Annotated in this window: 20 protein-coding genes and 1 tRNA gene; 11 read left to right on the forward strand and 10 right to left on the reverse strand. The window is 62.0% G+C overall.

The features are described 5' to 3' along the window. Nucleotides 1–428: 428 nt before the first annotated feature. Together JOF48_RS07340 and JOF48_RS07345 are read right to left on the reverse strand one after the other, a co-directional pair. Nucleotides 429–806, reverse strand: a complete 378-nt coding sequence (locus tag JOF48_RS07340; RefSeq protein ID WP_209679019.1) for a hypothetical protein — start codon at nt 804–806, stop codon at nt 429–431. A gap of 1,168 nt (nt 807–1,974) precedes the next feature. After that, a tRNA-Leu gene (locus JOF48_RS07345) sits at nt 1,975–2,057 on the reverse strand. A gap of 414 nt (nt 2,058–2,471) precedes the next feature. Here JOF48_RS07345 and JOF48_RS07350 point away from each other — a divergent pair. Genes JOF48_RS07350 through pknB form a run of 7 tightly spaced genes read left to right on the forward strand, consistent with a single transcriptional unit; the run spans nt 2,472 to nt 12,177 of the window. Beyond that, nucleotides 2,472–3,275, forward strand: a complete 804-nt coding sequence (locus tag JOF48_RS07350; protein ID WP_209679021.1) for an FHA domain-containing protein — start codon at nt 2,472–2,474, stop codon at nt 3,273–3,275. After that, the gene (locus JOF48_RS07355) at nt 3,272–3,757 is read left to right on the forward strand and encodes an FHA domain-containing protein FhaB/FipA (RefSeq protein ID WP_209679023.1); all 486 of its coding nucleotides are present in this window, start codon (nt 3,272–3,274) and stop codon (nt 3,755–3,757) included. Before JOF48_RS07350 ends, JOF48_RS07355 begins: the two co-directional genes overlap by 4 nt. Nucleotide 3,758: 1 nt before the next feature. Further along, on the forward strand, nt 3,759–5,480 hold the full coding sequence (locus JOF48_RS07360; protein ID WP_209679026.1) for a PP2C family protein-serine/threonine phosphatase: 1,722 nt from the start codon (nt 3,759–3,761) through the stop codon (nt 5,478–5,480). After that, nucleotides 5,477–6,898, forward strand: a complete 1,422-nt coding sequence (locus JOF48_RS07365) for an FtsW/RodA/SpoVE family cell cycle protein (RefSeq protein WP_342591179.1) — start codon at nt 5,477–5,479, stop codon at nt 6,896–6,898. Before JOF48_RS07360 ends, JOF48_RS07365 begins: the two co-directional genes overlap by 4 nt. Continuing rightward, a complete protein-coding gene (locus JOF48_RS07370) occupies nt 6,895–8,349 on the forward strand; it encodes a peptidoglycan D,D-transpeptidase FtsI family protein (RefSeq protein ID WP_209679028.1) in 1,455 nt (484 codons plus the stop codon). The genes JOF48_RS07365 and JOF48_RS07370 overlap by 4 nt, the downstream gene beginning before the upstream one ends. After that, nucleotides 8,346–10,181 carry a protein kinase domain-containing protein gene (locus JOF48_RS07375; protein ID WP_209679031.1) on the forward strand — a complete coding sequence of 612 codons (1,836 nt, stop codon included), beginning with the start codon at nt 8,346–8,348 and terminating at the stop codon, nt 10,179–10,181. The genes JOF48_RS07370 and JOF48_RS07375 overlap by 4 nt, the downstream gene beginning before the upstream one ends. A 58-nt stretch (nt 10,182–10,239) precedes the next feature. Continuing rightward, the gene (gene pknB, locus JOF48_RS07380) at nt 10,240–12,177 is read left to right on the forward strand and encodes a Stk1 family PASTA domain-containing Ser/Thr kinase (RefSeq protein WP_209679034.1); all 1,938 of its coding nucleotides are present in this window, start codon (nt 10,240–10,242) and stop codon (nt 12,175–12,177) included. Between the two features lie 106 nt (nt 12,178–12,283). Here the strand turns inward: pknB and JOF48_RS07385 are convergent, their stop codons facing one another. Genes JOF48_RS07385 through JOF48_RS07395 form a run of 3 tightly spaced genes read right to left on the reverse strand, consistent with a single transcriptional unit; the run spans nt 12,284 to nt 14,017 of the window. Continuing rightward, nucleotides 12,284–12,922 carry an anthranilate synthase component II gene (locus JOF48_RS07385; RefSeq protein WP_209679036.1) on the reverse strand — a complete coding sequence of 213 codons (639 nt, stop codon included), beginning with the start codon at nt 12,920–12,922 and terminating at the stop codon, nt 12,284–12,286. Between the two features lies 1 nt (nt 12,923). Beyond that, nucleotides 12,924–13,088 carry a hypothetical protein gene (locus JOF48_RS07390; protein WP_209679038.1) on the reverse strand — a complete coding sequence of 55 codons (165 nt, stop codon included), beginning with the start codon at nt 13,086–13,088 and terminating at the stop codon, nt 12,924–12,926. Between the two features lie 2 nt (nt 13,089–13,090). Continuing rightward, complete coding sequence (locus JOF48_RS07395; RefSeq protein ID WP_342591180.1) at nt 13,091–14,017, reverse strand: class E sortase; 927 nt, start codon at nt 14,015–14,017, stop codon at nt 13,091–13,093. Between the two features lie 194 nt (nt 14,018–14,211). Here JOF48_RS07395 and JOF48_RS07400 point away from each other — a divergent pair, with 194 nt between their 5' ends. Continuing rightward, entirely contained in the window at nt 14,212–14,466 is a 255-nt protein-coding gene (locus tag JOF48_RS07400; protein WP_209679040.1) for a cell division protein CrgA, read from the forward strand. Here the strand turns inward: JOF48_RS07400 and JOF48_RS07405 are convergent. Both JOF48_RS07405 and JOF48_RS20000 read right to left on the reverse strand, forming a co-directional pair. Further along, nucleotides 14,463–14,759 (reverse strand): hypothetical protein, encoded by a 297-nt coding sequence (locus JOF48_RS07405; protein WP_209679051.1) that lies wholly within the window; start codon nt 14,757–14,759, stop codon nt 14,463–14,465. The genes JOF48_RS07400 and JOF48_RS07405 overlap by 4 nt on opposite strands. 360 nt (nt 14,760–15,119) lie before the next feature. Continuing rightward, nucleotides 15,120–17,792: a helix-turn-helix transcriptional regulator gene (locus JOF48_RS20000; RefSeq protein WP_209679054.1), complete on the reverse strand. Its 2,673-nt coding sequence runs from the start codon at nt 17,790–17,792 to the stop codon at nt 15,120–15,122. Nucleotides 17,793–18,034: 242 nt separating this feature from the next. Between JOF48_RS20000 and JOF48_RS07415 the strand changes: the two genes are divergently transcribed. Beyond that, a complete protein-coding gene (locus JOF48_RS07415) occupies nt 18,035–18,202 on the forward strand; it encodes a hypothetical protein (protein WP_209679057.1) in 168 nt (55 codons plus the stop codon). A gap of 259 nt (nt 18,203–18,461) precedes the next feature. Here the strand turns inward: JOF48_RS07415 and JOF48_RS20230 are convergent, their stop codons facing one another. Further along, complete coding sequence (locus JOF48_RS20230; protein ID WP_483414898.1) at nt 18,462–18,689, reverse strand: Clp protease N-terminal domain-containing protein; 228 nt, start codon at nt 18,687–18,689, stop codon at nt 18,462–18,464. Between the two features lie 6 nt (nt 18,690–18,695). Further along, complete coding sequence (locus JOF48_RS20005; protein WP_342591181.1) at nt 18,696–18,980, reverse strand: Clp protease N-terminal domain-containing protein; 285 nt, start codon at nt 18,978–18,980, stop codon at nt 18,696–18,698. A gap of 191 nt (nt 18,981–19,171) precedes the next feature. Here JOF48_RS20005 and JOF48_RS07430 point away from each other — a divergent pair, with 191 nt between their 5' ends. Continuing rightward, entirely contained in the window at nt 19,172–19,783 is a 612-nt protein-coding gene (locus tag JOF48_RS07430; RefSeq protein WP_245346436.1) for a histidine phosphatase family protein, read from the forward strand. A 473-nt stretch (nt 19,784–20,256) separates the two neighbouring features. Continuing rightward, on the forward strand, nt 20,257–20,808 hold the full coding sequence (locus tag JOF48_RS07435) for a flavin reductase family protein (RefSeq protein ID WP_209679069.1): 552 nt from the start codon (nt 20,257–20,259) through the stop codon (nt 20,806–20,808). Between the two features lie 30 nt (nt 20,809–20,838). On the opposite strand, the gene JOF48_RS07440 is transcribed toward JOF48_RS07435, so the two are convergent. Beyond that, nucleotides 20,839–21,561, reverse strand: coding sequence for a rhomboid family intramembrane serine protease (locus JOF48_RS07440; protein ID WP_342591182.1), 723 nt, complete (start codon nt 21,559–21,561; stop codon nt 20,839–20,841).

The raw sequence follows: 21,561 nt of genomic DNA on the forward strand, positions 1-21,561 counted from the left end.
GAAACCAGCTAAACGATCATGCATCACCACAGGGGCGGCAACACACAACCAAATAACCAATCAAATAAATAAATTGGTATCAATAAAACTTGGCACACTATTGAGTTCTCAAACAACAACCACACCCAGCCACACACCCAAACCAAAACAAACGCTTCAGTCCGTGGCGATCAGCACCGGGGCAACTTTTCAATCTTACCCCCCAACAAGCCAGAAAGCAAAACCAACCAAACCGGCCAGCCCCACCCACCAGAACACAACCATCCACCAGCAAAACAAGTCCGCCGGCAAACAATCAAGAAAGGGGATCCGTTGACCTCCGCACCAAGCGGGGCAACTCGAAAAACAATACACCCCTTTCTGCGGGTGTGCAAATCGGACGGCGCCTCTGCAAATTGTGGGCGGAAAAGTGGTGGCCACAATAGCGGCTATGCCGCCTTGGAAGCCTTGGCGAGGTACTTGGGCACTAGTACAGCGCACAGGGCTGTCACACCCCAGACTATGAGAGTGGCCCAGATCCACGTCCAGAATCCATAGATTCGAATGCCGCCAAATGGCAGGTTGGCAATGATGAGTGCCAACCAGGTGGAGACCAGTGACGCTGCGCCTGCCATGGCTGGCAGGTGCTTGGTGGCGAGTTTTGCAACCAGACCCACCAATACCGACTGTGCAATGGTGAACATGACCACCGCGGTGATGAAACCACCGATGCCCAAGGAGAAGCGGGACAGAAGCATGGCGGCCAAAATGAGTGCCACTGCAGAACTGCCCAGCTGAAAGCCAATCTGGATCAAAAGTTGTTTCATGTGACGATCCTATGTGCCCCAATAGGGAAGCGGCCAGAGCCGGGGCTCGTTTTCGGCCGGGCGCCCTCTTTATAGCCACATCCCCGCGAGGTAGTTGCAGATCCGGGGCGCCGGCTGTGGATCTTCTGTATATAGGGATACCTGGACAGCGGGTGCCGAACCATCTGGGGCAAAGTTGTAGAAGCTGTGCATGGCTGAGGTATCGCTTTTGACAGCGCGGGCCGGTGAAGTCCATTTCTGCAAGGTCGGTCAGTGGATGGGATCAGCGAGCAATCCGTGCTGCTGATTGCGGCCACACCATGTTAATACCCGTGTGACGCCATGCCCCTTCGGCAGGAAGAGATTGCGGGTGCTTGCTCGCATCGCATGGTGGCGGCTCCCCAATCCATGTCTTCTCCGCCGACAGCGTCTCACCAACGAACAGGTCCCATAGTGATTAGCTCCTATGGTGATAACCGCCGAGGACGGGGAACGGTTGTCCGCAGATGCGCGAATCGACCACATGGCATGGCCGACTTCCCCGTATTCATAGCCTGGCAAGTCGCAGCGGGCACGCACGGGGCGCACGACTCAGACCGACCGGGTCGGCGCATGAATGCGGTTCGCGGATCCGCCTTCCAGCGACACGTAGCAGGACCGGGTGGTCGCGGTGGGGTTGCCGCATCGGGGCATGACCCTTACCCTCCGTGTCATGGATGGAAAGTTGCCGGTAACGGGCTCAGCGCTACGGCGTCCCACATCAGCTGTTCGATGACCGGTCACCTGCTGCCGGCATCGACATCCAGAAGACACACCTTCTACCGCATCCCTTATATAAGGAAGGACGGCGATGCCGGAAGCCAGGCCAGATTATCTGGCTGATTTGTCGGTGCTGCGCCAGCGCGCCACCGAATTCCTGAAGCCCAGCACGCCTCACTGGATGTTGCCATTAGATAGATAAGAGGAAGGCTGACGGAGCCAAACGCACATGGTGAGACTTCGCCATCCCTGCCTTCACCGCCCATGGCTGCTCGGGCTGCTGGGTCGAAGACCGTTGAGGCTGGCTCTCGAGCCGAACCGGCGTCCGGGAGAGGCAATTGGAGCGCACGTCCACGGCCTCACAGAACGTTCGGGCAACAAAAGATCCCCGGAAGGAACACTTGGTTCCTGCCGGGGATCTTTCAAAACGTGCGCGAGGGGGGATTTGAACCCCCACGCCCTTTCGGACACTGGCACCTGAAGCCAGCGCGTCTGCCGTTCCGCCACTCGCGCGTTTTTTGAATCTGCTTCACTGTCGGACCGAAGTGATTTCGGCTTTCAGTGGAACAGCGAGATCAAGCATATAGGACGTTTGCCCGATTTGCCTAAACGAGCCGCTCCACACACGTCCCGGAGCGGGTAAATCACCCTTCAAATGTGCCCCACAGCCCCTAGAACACGCGGATTTCCCTTCTCTCAAAACTTCCTTAAACTTCCCCTACCAGGGTAGGAAATTTGCCACATTCGGCCCTCTCTATGGGTATATTCAAAGACTGCGGCAGTAGTATCAAGCTTGAACACGGTTGTCCGCAGCGCGGATGACCCTCGCGTTGCGCCCGTTCACGGGCCGCGAGGAGACTCTGGATTCACCCCGCGTCAGCGGCGGCAACGAGAAGCAGTATCAACACCTTGAGGAGAGGAGAGCGCATGGGATTGTTTGACAACGTCGAAAAGGGCATTGAAAAGGCAGTGCGTGGCGCCTTCTCACTGGGCTCCAAGACATTGCAGCCGGTGGAGATGGCCAACGCCCTCCGCCGCGAGCTGGACGACAAGGCCATGACCCTTGATGCCGGCCGCACCTTGGCACCCAACGTATTCAACATCGAACTGGGTGACACCGACTTTGAACGCGCCCGCACTTGGGGGGTCACCCTCGCTGAAGAGTTGTGCGACGTCGTCATCAACCATGCGCGCAGCCAAGGCTATGTTCTGCAGGGCCCCGTACGCGTAGCCTTCAACCATCATGACGAAATGCGACCCGGCCAGTTTGAGGTCGTGTCCTCCACGGAGCGGGAAAGTGCCGCCCCGTCACAGCCGGCCCAGGCGCCGGCCCGTCCCACCCAAGGTCCCAGTGCGCCGTCGGAAGTCCCGGCACCTGTCTACAAGCGGCAGCCTGCCCCGTCACCCCCGCAACCAGCCGCTGCACAAGGCCAGCCAGTGCTGGATATCGACGGCCAACGCTATTCGTTGAACGCCGCCTCGATTGTCCTTGGACGTTCATCGGAGGCAGACATCTTGATAGACGACACGGGTGTATCCCGCAAACATCTGGAAATCCGCACTGCCGGCGGTGTGAGCACCGCAGTTGACCTTGGCTCAACCAACGGCAGCTACGTCGACGGCCACCGGATCCAAGGCATGGCGGCCCTGAGGGACGGATCCACCATCACCATGGGACGGACACAAATTACGTTCCGCATCCTGCCAGTACGCGGCGGAGGGCAGCGATGAACGAGCTCAGCCTTGTTGTAACAATCCTGCGCTTCGGCTTCCTAGTCCTCATGTGGATTATGGTGTTCGCCGTGGTGGCTGCAATGCGCCGCGACCTTGTCATCGGCCGCAAGGCCAAGGTTGGGGCCCCCACGGCCCGCCAGGCACGAAAGCACCCTGAATTGGTGGAAGAGGCGCCTCCGGCCAAGGTTCAAGCACGTGAACTCGTGGTGACTGAGGGCCCACTGGCAGGAACCACCCTTGAGCTCGCTGGCATCCCCATCCTGCTGGGGCGCGCCCAGGAGGCCACCCTCGTCTTGGAGGACGACTACGCCTCCGGCCGGCACGCCCGCCTGTTTCCGCAGGGGACCCGCTGGTTTATTGAAGATTTGGGCTCCACCAATGGAACCTTCCTCGGTGGCAACGCACTGACGCGTACACTTCCCGTGGAACTTGGTGTTCCGGTGCGGATCGGCAAAACGGTCATCGAATTGAGGCCGTAAGATGGCCGATACCCCGCTGCTTCTGCGCTATGCCGCCAGATCCCATGTGGGCATGGTCAGGGCAAAGAATGACGACTCTGCATATGCCGGCCACTTTCTGGCCGTTGTTGCCGACGGCATGGGCGGGCACGCCGGCGGTGACGTGGCCAGTGCGTCCACCGTGCTGGACCTGATCCACCTCGACCACAACCGCCACGGCGACGACGCCGAAGCGAACCTGGCGGACGAAATCCAGAGCGCCAACTCGTTGCTGTCCGAGCTGGTCCACGTCAACCCAAAGCTTGCCGGCATGGGCACCACCGTGACCGCGCTGCTACTGTCCGGAGACCGCCTGGCCTACGCCCACATTGGTGATTCGCGCGCATACAGGCTCAAGGACGGCGTCTTCGAACAGATGAGCACCGACCACACCTTCGTCCAGCGCATGATCGACGAGGGCCGCATGACGGAGGCTGAGGCCGAGGTCCACCCCCACAAGAATGTGCTCATGCGCGTCCTGGGCGACGTGGATGCCTCCCCTGAACTGGACCTGAAGTACTTTGACGCCACTGCCGGCGAACGCTGGCTGCTGTGCTCCGACGGGCTGAATTTCGTCCGTCACGAAATGATCGAAGAGGTCATTCGCAACACCAAATCGCTGGCCACCGCCGCCGACACCCTGATCGAGCTGACCCTGGCCGCCGGTTCCCCCGACAATGTCACAGTTGTCGTCTTCGACATCGAGGAGGGCGTGCTTGACGACGCCCCCACCGCCTCACTGGAAACCATTGATCCTGCTGCCGGCCAGCCCGCTGAGCTGCCGGCGTCTGATGCTGAAGATAAAGCGCACGACGCCGGACACGCACCCGAGGATGTTGCGCCAGCTTCCGCTTCGCCCGCCGACGGGGACGCCGCCGATGGCGCCGAAATCCCGGCTGCCGAGGCTGCAGTGGAGAACAACAGTTCCGGCGCCCTCGATGTCAACATCCGCGAAGCAGCCATTCTCAGGCAGCTTGCCTCCCGGGAACATGAGTTGGTGGGAGCGGCCCTGACAGCCAACGCGGAAGGCAAGATCCCGCACCTGGCCCGCAAGCCAGTGACGCAGCGTGCCGCCATGGTCCTGACTCACAAACCGGTCGCTGCCCCCACCATCGTGGAAGATACCGAAGTATCCCTGCCGCGGCTGCGGTACCGGCCCCTGGTGGTGGCAATCATCGCCGTGCTTGCGACCCTTGCTGTCGTGGCCGGCTCGTGGGCCGCCTACGCCTGGACGCAAACCCAGTTCTTTGTCGGTGCCGCCAACGGCAACGTGGCCATCTACCAAGGCGTGTCACAATCGCTTGGCCCCATCCCACTCTCGCATCTCTACCGTGAGACCGATGTTGAAGTTGAATCCCTGCCGGATTATTCCCAGCAGCTGGTGGCCAAGACCATGCCTGCCACAACCCTCGGCGACGCGGAACAGATCATCGAAGACCTGCAGCTGGGCACCGGCACCAGCCTGCCTCCCTGCGATCTGGTTGAACCGACCACGAAGGCGGCCACGGGCAAAGCCACGGCATCTGGCACTGCCACACCCTCTGGCGCTGCAACCACGGCCGCACCAACCACCGCTGCGCCCAGCCCTGCTGCAACCGCCAAACCCGAGGGAACAGCCGCAAGCACGGCAAAGGCCAGCGGCACGGCAACGGCAAAACCCTCGCCGACACCCACCCCGACCTGCATTCCAGGAGGTGCAAAGTGAGCCAGCTTCTCACCGTGGCAAAACCGCGGCGCAACACCGAACTGCTTCTGCTGGTGCTCGCCCTTGGCATGTCTGCCCTGGCCAATGCGCTGGTCAACATGAACCTGGGCCGCACCTTTGACAACGACTACTTCACGCAGATCGCGGTCCTCACCATCCTGGCACTGGCCTTCCATGTTGTCCTGCGCCTGAAGGCAAAATATGCCGACCCAGTCATATTGCCCATTGTGGTTGGCTTGAATGGCCTTGGCCTTGCCGTGATCCACCGGCTGGACATCACATCCGGGCTAAAGGATGCCCCGCGGCAGTGGATGTGGACCAGCCTTGCGGTGATATGTGCCATCGCCGTCATATGGTTTCTGCGGGACCACCGTATCCTTCGACGCTATACCTACATTTCACTCGTTGCTTCTGTGGTCCTGCTGATTCTGCCCATGGTGCCGGGCATCGGGTGGAGTGCATACGGGGCAAGTGTCTGGATCAAGATTGGACCATTCAGCTTCCAACCGGGTGAAATCGCTAAGATCACCCTTGCCATATTCTTTGCCGGGTATCTATCCTCCAACCGCGACCTGATCCTTTTGGCGGGCAAGAAGATCGGGCCGCTTCAGCTGCCCCGCGCACGCGACTTGGCACCGATGCTCGTGGCCTGGCTGGCCAGCGTGGGCGTATTGATCTTCCAGCGCGACCTCGGATCGTCAATCCTCTTCTTCGGCCTGTTCATGGTCATGATCTACGTGGCCACCAGCCGCGTGAGCTGGATCTTCATCGGCCTTGGGCTCATCGCAGTGGGTGGGGTTGCCGCCTACCAATTTTTCCCGCACGTCGCCCGACGCATCGATGTTTGGATCAATGCCTTCGACCCCGCCTATATTGGCGCTCAGTACGGCAGCTTCCAGGTAGTGGAAGGTCTGTTTGGCATGGCCAACGGCGGCCTCATGGGCACGGGCTTCGGCCAGGGCTCCCCCGACAAATTGCCGGTGGCCAACAGCGACATGATTATTGCGGTTATCGGCGAGGAATTGGGCCTCATTGGCCTGTTTGCGGTGCTATGCCTGTACGCCCTGCTGATTTCCCGAGGCTTTCGCGCAGCACTGGGCACAAGGGACGCCTTTGGCAAGCTGCTGGCGGTGGGGTTGTCCTTTGCCATGGCCCTGCAGTCCTTCGTCATCATCGGGGGTGTGACGCGGCTGATTCCCCTGACGGGTCTCACCACGCCGTTCCTGTCCGCCGGCGGTTCGTCGCTTCTGGCCAACTGGATCATCGTGGCGTTGATCCTGAAGATTTCAGATGCCGCACGCCGCCCCATAGACATGTCCGGCCTGGCCGCACCGAGCGATCCGATCCTTCCACCGGCCCAGATGAACCCCAACAACAACCATGACGGACTAAGCCCGCAGGAGGTGAGCGCACCATGAACCAAGCCATCCGAAATTCATGGATAGTGGCCATAGCCCTGTTCGCACTGCTGTTTAGCTCCGTTACCTACGTGCAGTTTTTTGCCGCTGATTCCCTCAACAAGAACCCGAACAACCAGCGCCAGCTCCTGGCCACGTTCTGCAACAGCCGCGGCCCCATCCTTGTGGGCGGCCACGCGATAGCCGAGTCCGTGTCCACCAACAGCGACTGCAAGTACCAGCGCGTCTACAACGAGCCCTACCTTTATGCCGGGCTCACTGGCTTCTACAGCAAGTATTCGGGACAGTACGGCATCGAGTCGGCCATGAGTGATGAACTGACTGGCACCTCTGACGGCGCGCTGTTTGACCGAATTGCCCAGGTTTTTACAGGCGCGCAGCCCCAGGGCCGTTCCGTTGAACTCACTATTGATCCCGTCATACAGCAACTGGCCTACGACATGATCCCGGACAATGTGGCCGGCTCCATCGTGGTGATGAACCCCAAGACGGGGGCCATCATCGCCATGGTCTCCAAGCCGTCCTACGACACCAACTTGATGGCCACGCATGACAAGGCCGCCTTTGACGCTGCCATGGCGGAGCTCGTCAGCGTACCCGGCATCAACCTCTTCGGTTCATCTGCCTACAAGCAGCTGTATTCCCCCGGCTCGGTGTTCAAGATCATCGACACCGCGGCGGCCCTTGAATCCGGAAAGTACAAGAAGGACAGCATCCTTCCGAACCCCGCCAACTTGGCGTTCCCGGGCATCGAATACACCCTGCCCAATTATGCCTACGGCCAGTGCTACACGCAGGACAAGGCGTCGTTTGCCTTTGCCCTGGAGAATTCCTGCAACACACCCTTTGCCAGCATTGCCCTTGACATCGGACAGGACGCCCTCACCGCAGAGGCCGACAAGTTTGGATTCAATGACAAGTCGCTGACGTTCCCCGATTCGGTGGTGCCCAGCCGCTTCCCCGGAAGCAGCGGAACCCTGGACGACGCCGCCCTCGCACAGAGCGCGATCGGCCAGCGCGATGTCCTTGCCACTCCCTTGGAGATCGCCATGATGACGGCCGCCATCGCCAATGGCGGCAAGCAAATGGCACCCAACCTCGTCAAGGCCGTCCGCACACCCGATCTCAAGACGGTTTCATCCCTGGAACCCCAGGTCCTGAGGCAGTCGACGACACCCGAGATTGCGGCGCAGATCACCGAGTGGATGGTTAGTGTGGTCAACAACGGGATTGGCTCCGCAGCCGCCGTGCCAGGCGTTGAGGTGGCAGGAAAAACAGGAACAGCAGAGGTCAGTGACGGTTTGAACAACGCATGGTTTACAGGATTCGCCCCGGCGAACGACCCAGAGGTGGTGGTCAGCATCGTCATGCCAAATGTTGACGTGGCCACAGGAGCAGAATTGACAAGTCCCAATGCAAGCAAACTCTTCAAGGCGGTGTTGAAAAAGTGAGGCCTACATCTGGTATCACCTTAGGCGGCAGGTTCCAACTCACTTCACGCATTGCCATCGGTGGCATGGGGGAGGTGTGGAAGGCCCAGGACCTGGTCCTTGGCCGCATCGTTGCGATCAAGATCCTCAAGGACGAATACACGGGCGATCCCGGGTTCCGGGCGCGATTCCGTGCAGAAGCCAAGCACACGGCCCTGCTGAACCACGACGGCATTGCCAATGTCTTTGACTACGGCGAGGAGGACGGCTCCGCGTACCTGGTGATGGAGCTTGTCCCCGGCGAGCCCTTGTCCGCGCTGATTGAGCGCGAGCACGTGCTCTCCGCGGACTGGACGCTGTCAATGATCGCCCAGACCGCCCGCGCCCTGTCCGTGGCCCACGCCCAGGGCCTGGTGCACCGCGACGTCAAGCCCGGCAACCTGCTCATCACGCCAGACGGCAAGGTCAAGATCACCGACTTTGGCATTGCCCGCCTGGCCGACCAGGTGCCGCTGACACAGACCGGCCAGGTCATGGGAACGGCACAGTACTTGGCGCCGGAGCAGGCAACTGGGCAGATCGCCACCGGAGCAAGCGACATATATTCCCTTGGCGTCATAGGTTATGAGTGCATCACGGGCCACCGGCCATTCTCCGGTGAATCCCAGATCGCCATCGCCCTGGCCCAGGTCAACGACGCCCCGCCGCCGTTGCCGGACACACTGCCCACGCCTGTCCGTGCGCTGCTGATGTCCATGCTGGCCAAGGATCCGACCAACCGGCCTGCCAACGCCCTGAAGCTGGCGGAGGCGGCCGAGGCCATCCGCGCCGGCGACATCAAGGCTGCCCACGCCGCCGTCCCCGGGATGCTCCTGTTCGAAGCCAGCACCGGCCCCATCACCGCACCCGTTGACATCAACGCCACCGCACCCACGTCCGTGGTCAGCAACATCGCCGAGCCAAACACCACAGCACTGCCCGTAGTGGAGGAGTCACCGGTTCCCGAACCGTATGCTCCCACGCGTGCGGAGATGCTGGGTGCCCAGCGTGCCTGGACGGACGAGCCCGACGGCGTCGACCTCCTTGACGACGACGAGGAACCGGCCGTGGAACCCAAGAAGAAGGGCCGCAGCCCCTGGACGTGGCCCCTTGTTGCCCTGATCGCATTGCTCGTCTTTGCCCTCGGCGCACTGCTGCTGCAGTCCCTCGGCATCTTTGACGCCAAGCCTGCCCCAACGGTGTCGCAGACCCAGACCCAGGAAGCCCCGCCCACAACGTCCGAGGCGCCGACACCCGTTGAGACCACGCCGGAACCCGTCGAGACCACGCCGGAACCTGTGGATATCAACAACAATGCGTACGCTGGCAGGTCCATCGCCGATGTCACTGCAGATCTCACCGGCATGGGAATGGTGGTGTCTCCCGTTGATGAGGCAAGCGACACAGCCCCTCCGGGGGTGGTGATCCGGGTCGAGCCGACCGGGCCCCAGATCATGGGCAGCACCATCACGGTCTACGTCTCCACCGGCCCGGACCTGACCACGGTGCCGTCCTTTGCCGGCAAGACAGGCGACCAGTATGACGCCGAACTGGTGGAAGCCGGCTTCATCCCCAACCGCGCCGAAGAGCCGTCCTCGACCGTGGAGGCAGGCAAAGTCATTCGCGTCCAGCCCACGGCCGGTGAGAAGGCTGCGCCTGGTTCCGTGGTGCTGTACTTCGTCTCCACAGGACCGGCGCCCGAGCCGACCCCTAGTGCCCAACCTGAACCGGAGCCGAGCGCAACCCCGAGTGCCGAATCGGCACCCAAGGATGAGCCCAGCCAGGGCCCGGCCAAGGATGAGGCAAAGCAGTAGCCTTCCAACATCAAATCCCGAACACCCTCTCCCACGATCGAAAGGACAACAGATACTCATGAGTGTCCCCGGCGTCCTTAATGACCGTTACGAGATTGGCGAACTGCTGGGCCGGGGTGGGATGGCCGACGTCTACAAGGCGCAGGACACCCGCCTCGGCCGGGCCGTCGCCGTCAAGCTGCTGCGGGCGGACGTCGCCCGTGATTCACAGTTGCAGGCCCGCTTCCGCCGTGAGGCGCAGGCCGTGGCCGGACTGAACCACCCCTTCATTGTTGCCGTCTACGACACCGGTGAGCACATCACCAACGACCATGTCCGCGACAGCGCCCACCTGCCCTACATTGTGATGGAGTATATCCACGGGCGCACGCTGCGGGACTTGATCCGCAGCAAGGACATCAACATTGAGCAGGCCGTCAACTACACCATGGGTGTCCTGGCTGCGTTGGACTACAGCCACCGCGCAGGCATTGTGCACCGCGACATCAAACCGGCCAACGTCATGGTCACGGAAGATGACCACGGAGTCCTGGGCCAGGTCAAGGTCATGGACTTTGGCATTGCCCGGACCATTGCCGATTCCGCTGCCACCATGACGCAGACACAGACTGTCATGGGCACCGCCCAGTATCTCTCCCCCGAGCAGGCCCGCGGGGAGAACGTCGACGCCCGCAGCGACCTGTACTCGGCCGCCTGCCTGCTGTACGAAATGCTGGCAGGCAGGCCCCCGTTTACGGGCGACTCGCCCTTCACCGTGGCCTACCAGCATGTGCGCGAGCACCCGGCACTGCCCAGCAGTTTCAATCCGGAAATCTCGCCCGCCCTGGACGCGCTGCTGATGCGCGCGCTGGAAAAGGACCGTGCGAACCGGTTTCAGGACGCGGCTGCATTCCGCCGCGCCCTGCGGGCAGCCAGTGCCGGCGTCATGCCCCCGGAACCCCGTGTCAGCCAGGCCCCGATTCCAGCAGCCGCCCGGCTGCCTTCAACCGGAGTTGTCAGCCCCTCACCTTCATCTGTTTTAACGGACGACGACGGTCCCTCCACGCGTGCCATGGCGAAGGAACTCGCAGGTGGGGCCTTGACAACGAACGACGGCGGCTTTGAGGAGGTGCCGGACGTTCCCCCGTCCACCAAGCGCCGGCGCACCGCCTGGATGGTCACCTTGTTCATCCTGCTCGCCGCAGTTCTGGGCGGCGGTGCATACTTGGGGTACAACCTCCTGCAGTCCAGGCCCCCGGCAGTCCAGCCCGTCGCGGTGCCTTTCTTGGTGAACAGCCCAGAAAGTGAAGCCCTAAACCAGCTGCGCGATGTGAAGCTGGAACCGCACAGCACCGAGGAATACTCTGCGACAGTCACGGCCGGGCAGGTGATCCGCACGGACCCTGCGGGCGGGACCAGCCTGAATCCGGGCTCCACCGTGCAGGTTTACGTTTCGAAGGGCCCCTCAACGGTCACCATTCCGGAGGGCCTGGCCGGGCGCACGGACGCGGATGTCCGGGCGCTGTTGAGCAGCCTGAACCTGAAGATCATGCCCAATGACATGGTCAATGACGGTTCCATCGCGGCCACGCTGGTGGTCACCACCGACCCCGCACCCGGTGAGACCGTTCCTGCAGGCTCCAGCATCACCATGAAGGTCTCCAATGGGGAGATTCTGATGCCGTCGCTCTTTGACCTGACGGATGACCCGGAACAGGTGAAAGAAGTGGTCACAGCAGCGCTCAAGGCCGTCTCGCCGTTCCTTGAGGTGACGTTCAGCGAGGCTGAAAACACGGTGGTGACACCCGGACTCGTTACCGGCCAGTCCATCAGCGCCGGAACCACCGTGCCTCAGCGGACCACAGTGAATGTGACCCTTGCTGCGGCCCCGGTAACCGTGGAGCCGCCTGCTGCTGAGCCCACGCCTGAGCCAACACCCAAGGCCAAGGCCTCGGAGAAGGCCCAGCCCACGGCGACTCCGGACCCACCGGCAGGCGATTCGGGCAAAGGCCAGTAGATGAAAAGGCCCGGCCACTCCGTCACGGAGTGGCCGGGCTTTTCTGTGCCGCCTGCATCTCAACCTTTGAGGGGGAGGGCGTCCGGCCCAGCTGTTCGCGGCGTGTTCAGCTGTTGATGAGCGGACTCAACGTCGCAGCCCTTGCAGCGGCGCCGGACAGCCCCAGGGACTCGAGCCAGTTGCCCAGCATGGTGTATCCGCCCTCGGTGAGCACGGATTCGGGATGGAACTGGACCCCGCACAAGGGGGCACTCTTGTGCGCCAAACCCATGATCACGCCGTCGGCCGTCTTCGCAGTCACCTCCAACACCTCAGGGATGCTGGACGGCACAGCAGCCAGCGAATGGTAGCGGGTTGCGGTGACGGGGCTGGGAAGGCCTGCAAACACGCTCGTGCCGTGGTGCAGGACCTCACTGGTCTTGCCGTGCATGAGCTGCTCGGCATGCGTCACCACGCCGCCGTAGGCCTCCGCCAGTGCCTGGTGGCCCAGGCACACCCCAAGCATGGGCTTCGCGTGCCCGCCGCACCACTTGATGAGTTCGATGCACACCCCGGCCTCTGCGGGGGTGCCGGGACCGGGGGAGACGAGGACGCCGTCGCGCGCCTCAGCCATCTCGATGGCTTCCGCCAAGGTGACGTCGTCATTGCGGACCACTGTGGTCTCCGCGCCCAACTGCTGCAGGTAGCCAACCAGTGTGTAGACAAAGCTGTCGTAGTTGTCGATCACAAGAATCCGTGTGGCCATCTCAGACCCCACCACCAATCGTCGAATCGTTCAGGGGATTGAATTGGGAAAGCCAGGGAAACACAAACTGCATGAGCAGCAGCACGGCCGCGACCACCAGAACGATCGCGATGATGATCCGGAACCACAAGGGACCGGGCAGGTTTCTAAAGATCCAGCCGTACATGACTAGCCTTTCTGGTTCGCTGCTACGAGGTCCGCGATGGCGGATGGAGGTCCGGCACTGGCCGGCTGCCAGGATTCCAGCAGCGAGTAGGCGATGATCCGTTCCTCGGCGCCGAAGCGGGGGTTGCAACTGGTCATGGTCAGGAACCACTCGGTGGGCACGGCCTCCGGGTCCGTGGGCACGGGCAGCAGGACGTCGGCCCGGTCCGGCATGACGATCTGGTTGTTGCGGAACACGTACGTGTAGTAGCCGTCCTTGGTCTGGATATAGATCTTGTCGCCGGGCACCAGGGTGTGGATGGCGTCCAGGACGGCGCCGTGCGTCTGCCGGTGGCCGGCTATGGCAAAGTTGCCGACGCCGCCAGGCATGGTTGAGGAGTCATAACGGCCGAGTCCAAGGGAGTCCAACTGTGCCGGTGCCACGCCTTCAACCAGGGGGCGGCTGTAGTTCTCGCCAAACCGGGGGATGTAGGCGACGCCGAACACCTCACCCGGCACTGCCGGCTCGGCCGTCACCACCGGTTCACCGTAGTCGCTTGGCGTCCCCGGGTCAGGGGGAGTGAGCGGACCCTGGAAATCCCGGGCAAACTCGGAGACAGCCTGCTGCTGCACGGAATTGGCCTCGATATTGGTCCACCACAGTTCCCACACCACAAACAGCAGCAGGACGATTCCAGCAGTAATGAGCAGCTCGCCCAGGACCTGGACGAGGGTGCGGAAGAAACCCTGTTTGGGGCGCTGCCTGCTGCGGCGGTTCCCGGCGCGGCCGCCTGGGCCGGCTGGGCTGTTTCCGGCGCTGCGCGCCCGGCCGGTGCGGCTGCCGGGCTGTCGCCGGGCCGCCTCCTCACGCAGACGGTGCCGGCGCTCGTTTCCGGAGATCAGCTCCTGCACGCCCACCCCGGAATCGGCATGGTCTGGCGATGGAGCCACGCGGTTCTCCTTCACGGCTGGTGGGCGATAATGTCATGCAATCCCTGGGCACATTAAATGCAGTTAGAATTGCCTCAACAATACCGGCAGTTCACCACCTGAGAACAATTTGCCCACGCAACACCTGCGCTCATGAACCGCCCATCCACCTATCGAGCGGACCGCCCAGCCGGCCGCGTTGTCAAGGAGCTCCTGTGCCTGAGTCCAAATCGCGTCGCCGCCCCGCCAAGGGACCCGCCCAAACTCCTTCCAGCAAGGCACAGCAGCCCAACGCGGTGTGGTTCCTCCCCGTCATGGTGACGCTGATGCTTCTGGGGCTCGTCTGGATCATCACGTACTACATTTCCGACGGCGGGTTCCCCATCCCCAACATTGGCAACTGGAACATCGGAATTGGCTTTGCCATTGCCCTGGCCGGGTTCATGATGACCACGCGCTGGCGCAGCTAGCCTCCGGATTCCTCCTCTGAACCCGGGTCGCTTTGCACGTAGCGGCCCTTCGGATCTCCTGCGGTACGGCCCGGCACATCGCCGGCCGTGCCGTAGTCAGCCTCAACGAAGCGCCCCCGGCCGTCGTTTTCCGACGCCTCCTCCGTGCCCGCCAGGCCGTAGTCGCCCTCTATGTAGCGGCCTTCCGGATCCCCTGACTCGTGTCCCGGCTCTGCGCCGGCCGTGCCGTATTCGCCCTGGACATACCGTCCCCGGCCCGCTTCGCCGTCCACCGGCTCTTCATAACTGGACATTGTGCTGCCCTGCCTTCCACAGCACCAACACCGAAGCCCTGGTGGCTGTCACTGGTGCCGCTCCTCTTTTCAGTCTAGGCCGCCGCCAGCGACTTAGACAGGGCAACAGCCTGGACAGGGCAGCCGTGCCCGGCCGCGGGCCCGCAGGCGTCCCCGTTGGAGCAACTGCGACCGCTCGCCATGTCGGGTCCTGCTGGAAACGGCGGGCCCTGCGTCGTACGGCCCCGCCTCAAGGGCCGGGGCGGCGCCTGGCTGTTCCTGGCGCCTATCAACACTCAACACTGGTTCGTCACTAGTTCCGGGCACCCGCACAGTATCAAACGGCGGCCCGGCAGGGCATAACCTTCAGCGTTCCACCACTCAGGAATAGTAGCCGCCGCTCTCCTTTGGAGTGTCCCCGCCGTTCATGAGTGCCGCCAATTGTTCGCGCGACTGCAGATCCAGCTTGATGAATGTCCTGTACAGGTGGCCTTCAATGGTGCGCAGCGAGACATTGAGGCGGGCGGCAATTGAGTTGTTGGATTCGCCCTGTGCCACAAGCAGCGCGATCTGGTGTTCTCGCCGGGTCATCTTGGGCTGGTCAATGGACTGGAAAACTGGTGAGACCAGCCCTGGCATCTGCTCACGCATGGCCACCACTTTGCTGGCCGCCTTGCGGCTCTTGTGGACCTTCCCCCGGTCACTGAACTTTCGCAGCGCATGCGCGGCAAGCTCCACGCCAATGAGTTCATAACCAAGATCCATGGCGGTGGTGCTGGCCAGGTCCAAGACGGCAGGATCCTGGGACTCCATGGCGTGGACCCACGTGATGAAGAATTCCTTACTGCCGGATTCCACCTGCTGGGCAACCTCTCCCAGGCGGGCGACAGCCGAGGATTCACCCACCCTCAACAGCAAGGAGAGGACCGTCGCCTCAATGCCCAGGTAGCCGTTCGCGGCACACTCGCGCTGCAGGCTTCTCAGCCTGGCCAGGCCAAGGTCGTGCTGCCCGGTCAGGCACTGAGCTGCAGCCGCGTAGGCGGTGCCTTCAATTTCATTGAACTTGCCCGTGCGTTGGTTCAGGGCCGCCAATCGGGTCAGGCACCGCTGCGAGGCCGGAATATCGCCACTCATGACGAGCCCATAGGCCTGGATTCCCAGCGCCGTTGGCAGCACGGACCAGGGATCGTATTCTGCCAGCGCTCCAACGGCCGGTTCCAGTGCTGCCAGCACATCTGGGATATGGCCGCGGCGGCAGGCCATCATGGCAGCGCCCAGGTCCCGCAGGCCGCCCGCATACAGCAACAGGTCGGCATTCCGGAACGTGTCGGGTTCCAGGGCCGCGGCCACCTCATCCCACGCGCCGTCGTAAATCAAGGTGGCCACTGCACGGGTGTAGGCCAAAATTGAAATGTCGGGCCGGGAAAATCCCGTGGGCGCCTCTAGTTCATCGAAAATCTCCATGGCGAGGACCCTGGCAAGATCCACCCGGCCCATGGCCGCGAGTATCTCCGTGTGGAGTCCTTTCAACGACACACGATGCCCGGCGTTGTCTGCCAGCGGATGCCGGCGCAGGGCTTCAATCAGCTCCCTGGCGTGTGCGATGTCGCCGGTCGACACCTCCATCGTGGCACGGATGACCAGGACGGCAATGTCCGCCGGAGTGGATAATCCGTCCAACACAGGCGCTCCGAAGCGGGCATCGTATGCGGCAAGTGCCGCCTTGAGCTCGGCCTGGTATCCAACGCTGGCAAAATGGCTGAGGTGAACGGCATGGAGGGCATATGCGCCGTCGTCAGCATTCTCCGCCATGGCAAACGACTGCGCAGCCAGCAGGCGTGCCTCATCCGGCTCATTTTGGTTCACCATGGCGATGGCCCGCTCCGCCAGCATTGGCGCCGAATGGTCTGAGAGGCTGAGGCTGTTGCTGAATGCCAGCGCATCCAAGGGGCGCATCAGTTGGTTGGCGCACGTGGCTGCTTCCAACAGCCGCCCCTCCGGCACGGGCAGTCCACACGCCAGGGCCCACCGGGTGAAGCTGATGGTTGCTTCCGGGGTGGCGCGTTCTGCCGGAGGCACGAGGCGGGTGACGTCGGCCCAGTACTGGCGGGCGCGCCCCACAGGAACCGTGGCTCGTATGGCTGGTGCAGTGACGGCCTTGGACAGGCGCATGGCCAGCTGCGGACCCGGCAGAATCTCCACCAGCTCGCGCTGCTGGATGTCATCGACGGCATCGGAGCTGGTCAGGTCCAACAAAACGTCGAGTGGAAGCTGCCCGGCCAATGCCAAGATCTCGACGATGCGCCGTGAATCAGGGGCCAGGTGCTCCAGGTCCATCTGGAGGTATTCCCATGACTCGGAGCCAAGCCTGTCATCCGGATGGTCCAGGACCCACACGCCGCCGATGTTGCGCAGCGATCCTTCATCCTGTGCGCCCGTCACCAGTCCCTGCAGCACGAGGGGGTTTCCGGAGGAACGCTTTGCGAGGTAGTCCGCCGTCGCACCAGTGACCTTGCCGCCCAGGATGTCCTCCAGAAAGTCCCGGACGTCTTCTGGTTGGAGAGGTGCAAGCTCATAACGTCTCAGGTGGCCGTCGCGCCACAATTCACGCAGGTAGCTGTCGTGGCTGCCCGGCCGGTCCACAATGATCAGCTTGCATTCGGTCGACATGAGCACTTGCAGGATGATGGCGGCACTGTCGCTGTCAAGGAACTCTGCGTTGTCCACCATGAGAAACACATGGGGATTGGATTCCAGGCTGAGCTGGACCTGGCCCATCAGGCCATTCAGGACCTCGTAATAGTTGTTGCTGCGGACAACGTTGGATCCAACCCTGGCATTCACGGCGCCGAACGGGATGCCGGCCAGTGCCTTGCTTGCGGAGAGCCTGATGATGGCGGCCTGTGGACCCAGGGCAGCATGGACCTGCCCGAGCATCCACGTCTTACCCACCCCGCGGGGGCCGACGATGAGCACACCACGGGAGGAGCCATGCACCAGCGTCCTCACAATGTCTTCGGCGTTCGCCCGGCGGGCCACATTTCCCCATTTCACACAATCACGGCAGCAGCTGCCCTCGGCTGGTGCCGGACAGCTGATCCCGGCACCCAAGACCAGACCATAGCCAAGTGGCTAAATGCATACTCATTCTAGGGACATATGGTCAGCCATGTCGACGACCCTACGGGATATTAAGTACGCACCCTTGATTTTCCCGGCATCGGATCGTCCTGCTCCTGAAGATAAGTGGCCAACGAGCGTTCTCCGGGACTCGGTGAAGGCCAAGTCTCGGGAAGTTGGTGCCGGCCGTTGGCCTGTTGGTGGGCACCAGGCAGCCGGACGGTACAACCCGGGATACACGCGGCTGGCACTATGCTGCCGGCGAGCAGATGAACATCGCCGCCGGACAAACCAATCGCACCATTCCGTTCAAGATCTGCAACACCCTGGGCAGTGGCAGCTGAATGGTTGAGGTTCCCGGCACCAATCAAGACTTTGCCAGGCTCGACAGCGGGTAGCGCCCCCGCCCCGAGCACTGCCCACGTCCCGGTGGCCGTGGCGGTGGGATGGATCTCGGACAGCTCGAACAGTTCGGCGCTGGTATGCCGACCGGCGCGCCACGGCGGGGCCAGAGTTCGCACGGCCGTCCGCGCAGCTGGCAACCTAGATCTCGGGGCGCATCTTGACCAGGTCAGCTGGACATACTCGGGGGATCGATGCCGGCTACCCAGCCCCGGCCCACCCATCACCCCTTCGTAAGAGCCGCCATTGCCCGCGCTTCGCACCGTCTCGATCCGCACCTGCAGCGACCAGCGCCTCATCCAGGCTGTCGCCATGGACACTCAGCGCCCCCAACAACAGGTGCTTGATCCTGACATGATCGGAATGAAGCTCCCGCGCTGTGCGCTGCGCCGCCTTTAGTGCGTCCAGAGACTTTCGGGCGAACGGCAACGATTCTCAGGTTTCTTGCGGACGAGGGGAGGCGAAACTCAATATCGCAACACAGACCTCCTCCGGCCAGACGCCCGGCGCCGCCTGCACTGCGTCCGGGAAAGCGTGCAAAAGCCCCAATAGTAGATGCTCAGGACCGATATACGAGTCATGCATCATTGTCCTTGACTCTTCCTGAGCCAGGACCAGCGCCCGCCGAGCAGCTTCGGTGTAGTTCTCAAACAACTTTGAACCGCGCGTGCCCTTGAGCGTAGTCTTCGCGATGCGCCAGCACCACGGACCGCCTTCCAATGCGCGGAAAAGTGCAACTCCCGGCTGGCGTTACCCGTCACCAGCGAGTTTCTCTGACCTGCGGTGATGCTCGAACCACAGCTGCTGAAATTCCATGTTTTGTGTCCCTGTCTTGAAAAGCACGGCCGGCGTTCTGATCGATCTAGACTTGGAACTTTCCTGACTGAAATGGAGAATCTGGCTTGCGAAACTTGTACATTGTCACCCATACAGAGGCCACGCACCACGTAGAGAACCTCGTCGGCGGTTGGTACGATTCCGCCCTCACCTCCAAGGGAACAAAGGATGCCCAGCTTGTAGCCTTGGCATTGCGGAAGCTCATCCCAACCGATGAAGATTCTCTGCTGTTTTCTTCAGATCTCCTCCGCGCACGCCAAACTTCAGAACCGATTGCTGAAATCCTCGGCTCCACGCCGGTGATGGATGCTGACCTCCGAGAGCAGTCCTATGGCGCAGCCGAGGGCACGCCACCCGGAACAACTCCCTTTGCGCCTCCTCCCGCCCAAGGCGATCGCATGAGGCACCGAGACGGAATTCAGGGGTCGGAGACCAGATTCGAGTGGGCGGGGCGCGCCTACGCTGCTCTCGACCGAATCCTCACCGTGGAGTCAGCTCACACAATTGTGGTCACCCATGGAGGCACCGCGACCTACCTGATTGCCGCATGGATAGGGCTCCCACTTGAAGCTGCCGGCCACGTGAAGTTCAAAACATCGCCTGGCGGGATCAGCCACCTGCGAGAAGACGATTTCTTCCACGACCGGCAAGTGGTGACACTCAACGACCACAGCCACCTCAACTGACAGTCACCGCACCACTGGCACAAGTAGCGGTGACACCAATTCAGGATCTGCGGCAGGCATCTCCGCAGCATGCAAATTGGCAGTTGACAGGCGTGAAAACCCTCTGTCCCCAAAGTTCTCCACACTGTGGATAACTTTTTCCCACAACCCACAGACTTATCCACGGGCGTTGACAAGTCCTTCGAACTATCCACAAGCAGTCTTCGAAGCTGTGGTTATCCCAAGTTGTTCACAAAGTTATCCACAGACGTGGATAACTTTGCGCGATGAAAAGCCCGGCATGCCGTAAGACCCCGTCAGAAAGTAATCCACAGCTGTGGAATTACATGTGTGTAACTTATGCCCAATGTGCATAACCCTGTGGAGAACTAGTAGTTCGACGAGTCTTCAGGTACTCGAACTACAGCTCTGTAAGTTATGCCCATGTGTGGACATCACTGTGGATAACTGTGGATACGTGGGAGTATTGAGCCATGGAACTAGCCGATTCTCTCGATGTCCACAGAGTTTTCCCACAGGATCCGAGCCAGGATCAAATCGATGAGTACCGCCGGCTCAGTGCAGAGCAGGCCGGCTCGGTGGCTGTGATCAGCACGAAGCAGCGCGGACGGGACCATGCGGCCACGGTCAGTGCCTTCATTTCAGTCTCCTACGACCCACCGACATTGTTGGTGAGTCTCTATGCGGAGTCCAGGATTGCCCTGGCGGTGGCGGAATCAGGCAACTGGGCTTTATCGCTGCTGAGCGCCGAACAGAAGAGGCAGGCCAACTGGCTGGCAAGTCCCGGCACCCCGGTTGAGGGGCTGTTGAACCAGATTGATTTCAGGCGCGGCCCCGCAACCGGCAATGCTGTCATTGCCGGGGCACTGGCGTATTTCGAGGTGGAGACGACACAGGTCCACACGGCCGCAACCCACCTGTTGGTGGTGGGACAGGTCGTATCCATGGGCGAGGACGCGCTGTGGACCCGGGAACTGTCCCCGCTGATCCACTACGGCGGGGACTACCGCCGGCTCAAGCCCTGACGCCCAAGGCGCGCCGGGCGCCGTCGATTATCAGAAGATAAATACAGGGAAGGTGGAAACCTTCCACAGCGTCAGCGCCACAAGGATGAGGACGACAGCAGCCATGCCGCCCCACTGGATGAGGTTCCGGTTCTTCGCCGGAGCGTAGGCGATGGCCGTTGCGCACAATGCGCCGGCAACCAGGCCGCCCAGGTGTGCCTCCCAGGCGATGCCGGGCACCATGAAGCCGATGACGGCGTTGATCAACAGGAGCACCACGATTTGGCGCAGGTCTCCGCCGCGCTTCTTCTGGACGACAAAGAGTGCACCGAAAAGGCCGAACACGGCACCGGAGGCTCCAACGACCCAGGTGTCGTAAGGGGCAATCAAGAGCACGCCGACTGACCCGGCGAAGGCGCTGACAAGGTAGAGAGCCAGGAAACGGGCCCTGCCGAACGCCGGTTCAAGGGCGTTGCCCAGGATCCACAGGGCATACATGTTGAATGCAATGTGCATGATGGACGTGGAATGCAGGAATGCCGAGGTCAGCATCCGCCACGGCTCGGACTCCGTCAGGGCCGGCGCGTAGGCAAAGGTCTGCATGATGAAGTTGTCGGGGGCAAGCCACAGGAGGGCGTAGCCGGCCAGACAGATGACCATCATGGTGATGGTGATCACCGGGCGGCCGGCACGTGCCACGCCGCCGAAAATCGTCCGGCGGGAGGCGACGGACTTGCTGGTCTCGCGGACACAATCCACGCATTGCACGCCCAC

The organism is Arthrobacter stackebrandtii, assembly GCF_017876675.1.
GTDB classification, from domain to species: Bacteria; Actinomycetota; Actinomycetes; order Actinomycetales; family Micrococcaceae; genus Specibacter; species Specibacter stackebrandtii.

Coding starts and splice junctions, on each gene's coding strand:
- JOF48_RS07340 (WP_209679019.1), bottom strand. CDS start 806: ATGAAACAACTTTTGATCCAGATTGGCTTTCAGCTGGGCAGTTCTGCA.
- JOF48_RS07350 (WP_209679021.1), top strand. CDS start 2,472: ATGGGATTGTTTGACAACGTCGAAAAGGGCATTGAAAAGGCAGTGCGT.
- JOF48_RS07355 (WP_209679023.1), top strand. CDS start 3,272: ATGAACGAGCTCAGCCTTGTTGTAACAATCCTGCGCTTCGGCTTCCTA.
- JOF48_RS07360 (WP_209679026.1), top strand. CDS start 3,759: ATGGCCGATACCCCGCTGCTTCTGCGCTATGCCGCCAGATCCCATGTG.
- JOF48_RS07370 (WP_209679028.1), top strand. CDS start 6,895: ATGAACCAAGCCATCCGAAATTCATGGATAGTGGCCATAGCCCTGTTC.
- pknB (WP_209679034.1), top strand. CDS start 10,240: ATGAGTGTCCCCGGCGTCCTTAATGACCGTTACGAGATTGGCGAACTG.
- JOF48_RS07385 (WP_209679036.1), bottom strand. CDS start 12,922: ATGGCCACACGGATTCTTGTGATCGACAACTACGACAGCTTTGTCTAC.
- JOF48_RS07390 (WP_209679038.1), bottom strand. CDS start 13,088: ATGTACGGCTGGATCTTTAGAAACCTGCCCGGTCCCTTGTGGTTCCGG.
- JOF48_RS07405 (WP_209679051.1), bottom strand. CDS start 14,759: ATGTCCAGTTATGAAGAGCCGGTGGACGGCGAAGCGGGCCGGGGACGG.
- JOF48_RS07435 (WP_209679069.1), top strand. CDS start 20,257: ATGGAACTAGCCGATTCTCTCGATGTCCACAGAGTTTTCCCACAGGAT.